This is a genomic window from Emticicia sp. (genome assembly GCF_049241225.1).
Lineage (GTDB): Bacteria > Bacteroidota > Bacteroidia > Cytophagales > Spirosomataceae > Emticicia.
Genome location: NZ_JBMLRC010000315.1, coordinates 25,772 through 29,163, shown reverse-complemented (window position 1 = coordinate 29,163; position 3,392 = coordinate 25,772). Strand labels below are relative to the sequence as shown.

At 41.0% G+C, this 3,392-nt stretch carries 3 protein-coding genes and 1 tRNA gene; 2 read left to right on the top strand and 2 right to left on the bottom strand.

Annotated features, from left to right (window positions below; all coding sequences use genetic code 11):
• Positions 1-24 precede the first annotated feature (24 nt).
• Positions 25-98: transfer RNA gene (locus ACOVO2_RS16820), tRNA-Asp, on the bottom strand.
• 101 nt (positions 99-199) lie between these two features.
• Between ACOVO2_RS16820 and ACOVO2_RS16815 the strand changes: the two genes are divergently transcribed.
• Both ACOVO2_RS16815 and ACOVO2_RS16810 read left to right on the top strand, forming a co-directional pair.
• A complete protein-coding gene (locus ACOVO2_RS16815; RefSeq protein WP_421771095.1) occupies positions 200-721 on the top strand; it encodes a DinB family protein in 522 nt (173 codons plus the stop codon).
• A gap of 61 nt (positions 722-782) precedes the next feature.
• Complete coding sequence (locus ACOVO2_RS16810; protein ID WP_421771094.1) at positions 783-2,081, top strand: M20/M25/M40 family metallo-hydrolase; 1,299 nt, start codon at positions 783-785, stop codon at positions 2,079-2,081.
• A gap of 64 nt (positions 2,082-2,145) precedes the next feature.
• Here the strand turns inward: ACOVO2_RS16810 and ACOVO2_RS16805 are convergent, their stop codons facing one another.
• Positions 2,146-3,039, bottom strand: a complete 894-nt coding sequence (locus ACOVO2_RS16805) for a 3-keto-disaccharide hydrolase (RefSeq protein WP_421771093.1) — start codon at positions 3,037-3,039, stop codon at positions 2,146-2,148.
• Between the last annotated feature and the right edge of the window lie 353 nt (positions 3,040-3,392).

The window sequence follows — 3,392 nt, the reverse complement described above, 5'->3', positions numbered from 1 at the left end:
AGCACTCATTTCTGAGTGCTTTTGCGGTCTGGACGGGACTCGAACCCGCGACCCCCTGCGTGACAGGCAGGTATTCTAACCAGCTGAACTACCAAACCGTTTGCGTCTCTGAAACGTTGAAAATATTTCTTCGTTTGTTTAACGTGGTGCAAAGGTACAACTATTATATTTGTGTGTCAAGTCTTAAACCAAAAAAAATATGAAAATTTCTCGACCTACCGCCGCCGAGTACGACGTAAATTCGTACCAAAATCGTTATATTCAAGCAGTTACGGGCGACGACGCCCTCAAAACTTTATCCGAAAATATTTCGATTGTGGATAATTTTTTCAAAAATATCCCTGAAGAAAAACTGCATTTCCGCTACGCAGAAGGAAAATGGACGCCACTCGAAATGCTCGGCCACATCATCGACACCGAAAAAATCTTGCTTTATCGTGCCTTGTCGGTAGCTCGTGGCGAAAAACAATCGTTGCTTGGTTTCGAAGAAGATGATTACGTAAAGGCAACCAATTTCGATAAAAAATCTTTGCGTAGTTTATTGTTGCAATTCAAGGCTCAACGCAAATCAACGGTTTTGTTTTTCAAATCGCTCGGTAAGCGTGAGTTGGGGCGTATGGGCAAAGCCAATCAGCTCCCAACCAATGCTCGTGTTTTGGCGTGGTTTATTGCTGGGCATGAGCTTCACCATTTAAATATTCTGAAAGAGCGTTATTTGTAATCAAAAGAAGGCTTCGTTAAAAGGAGTCTTCTTTAAAACCTTACCTAAACATACATCAACAATGAAACTAAAACCTATCGTCTTATCATTCTTAATTCTTAATTCCTCATTCTTAATTTGTACGGCTCAATCACTTAGTTTGGTCGAAAAACAAATCATTGAGCATGTAAAAGTCAATATGCCTCAGACCGAAAAATTGTTGATTGATGCCGTGAATATCAATAGTGGTACACTCAACCATGAGGGAGTGCGTCAGGTTGGGCAGCTTTTCAGAAAAGAATTCGATGCCATGGGTTTTACTACCGAATGGATTTCGCTACCCGATTCGCTCAATCGTGCGGGACATTTGGTGGCTTATCGGAAAGGGAAAAAAGGTAAAAAACTCTTTTTAATTGGTCATCTCGACACCGTTTTTGAAAAATCAATGCCCGCTGGGCCTTTTACTCGCCTCACCGATTCGACCGCCACTGGGCAAGGTGTAAATGATATGAAAGGTGGCGATGTAATGATTATTGCCGGCCTCAAAGCTCTTCATGCCCAAGGCTTACTCGATGACACCAACATAACGGTCTATTTCACGGGCGACGAAGAAAGTGCAGGAAAACCAACCAGCATCAGCCGAAAAGATTTTATCGACCGTGCCAAAGAATGTGAAGTAGCTCTGGCCTACGAAACCGCCCAAAGTTTTGATATTGCCGCCACCGCACGCCGAGGAGCAAGTGGTTGGCACTTAACTACACACGGCAAGACTGGTCATTCGTCGGGCGTATTTAACAAGACAATGGGTTATGGGGCAATTTTTGAAGCGGCTCGTATTTTAGATGAATTTCGAGAAGCTCTGAGCCAAGAAAAATATCTAACGTTTAATCCCGGAGTAATTGTGGGAGGAACAGAAGTAAACTATGACCCCGCTCAAGCGAAAGGAACGGCCGTAGGAAAAACAAATATTGTGGCTCAAAAAGTAGAGGTCACTGGCGATTTGCGTTTTCTTACCGAAGCCCAAAAAGAAGCCGCTCGCACAAAAATGAGAGAAATTGTAGCCAAAAACTTGAATGCTACCAGTGCAGAAATTAAATTTTCGGATGGTATTCCAGCCATGGAGCCAACCGAAGCAAATACTAAATTATTGGAGATACTAAGCAAAGCCAGCCAAGATATGGGCCTCGGGCCAGTAAAAGCCGGTGACCCAGGCTCACGTGGAGCGGGCGATATTTCTTATATTGCTCAATACGTAAGTTGTTTGGATGGCCTCGGAGCGTCGGGTCGTGGTGCTCATGCCCCTGGCGAAACCATCAATCTGAAAGAATACCCTGCTCTTATTCAGCGTTCGGCATTATTGCTTTATCGCCTCACAAGATAAATCATCAGTCTTCAGTTTACAGTGGGCAAAATTAAAATGCCTACTGTAAACTGAAAATTGCCAACTATTTCTTCTTATACCTACAACTCGCATTATCTGGCTCGAGATAATATGATTTAAAATTCAAAGCATTTTTATCCATACAACCTTTCAGATTCAATAATTCGATATTCTTAAAATCAATCGCATGGCTTTCAGCTTGCAAGGCAATGTAGCCTTCGCCCAGTGGTGTACCATCTTTTTTTGCCCATTCTTCACCATTTTTTACTTTATCGGTTGCAAAATCATAGGGTTTGCCCAAGAATCCACCACCAATTCGTGCGTTAGTAAAGGTCAAAACGGTATCTCCTTCGATTAAATGATGAACAATCTTACTACCAATCACAATTGCTTCGGCTTTTACCCATTGGTCGCCATCGTAGGTTTTTGATTTTGAGTCGATGCAGTGAGCCATGTCGAGTTTTCCGTTAATATCAACGATGGTTCCGGGAGTGCAGAGATTTCCTGTGTGTCGTGGGCCATTTCCGAGACCGCCCAAAAGCTGCATTTCGAGCGAAACAGGAAAATCTTGGTCTTTGCCATTGCTGGCTGCCGACTGCGAATGTAGCATGATTCCACTATTTCGTACATTCCACGACGCCCCACCGGGTACTTGATTCCCTTGAAAACGATACTCAAAACGTATTCGATAGTGCGAGTAAGGCGTTTTATAGTAGATATGTCCGTACTTATTATCGAAGTTTTGGTATTCTTTATAATTCACTCGCATCATGCCATCTTCTACCAAAAATGTATTTTTATAATTGTCGTTTACTTCGTGTCCCGAAATTTTTAAATCCCAATCCGTAAGGTCTTTGCCGTTAAACAACGAAATCCATTCTTCTTTATCAGCTTGTTTTTGAGCAAAAATAATAAGGCTTGAAAATAAAAAAAGGAGGGTAATCAAATGTTTTTTCATGGTTGAATAGCGTTTAATGTAGAACAAGTTTCTAACTTGTTGATTTTGCTTTGAATAGATGAATAATTGCCGAAATATTTGACGTAATTTTGTAAAATCAAACTTACTAAAAAATCAGATTAGGGTTTCGGCAAAGCATAAAAATATTTAAAAGATATTGAAGTAAGGAGATGATTAAAAATAAACGACACTTATGTTTTGTGTAAAACATTAATAACGAATGTTTTATACTACTGTGGACTGTTGACCATAAACCGTGAACCACTTAACAGTGCAACTCCGTGTCCCAAAAAAACAGTAAAATGACAATAAAAGACATAACAACTTACCTCGAAGGATTTGCTCCATTGGCT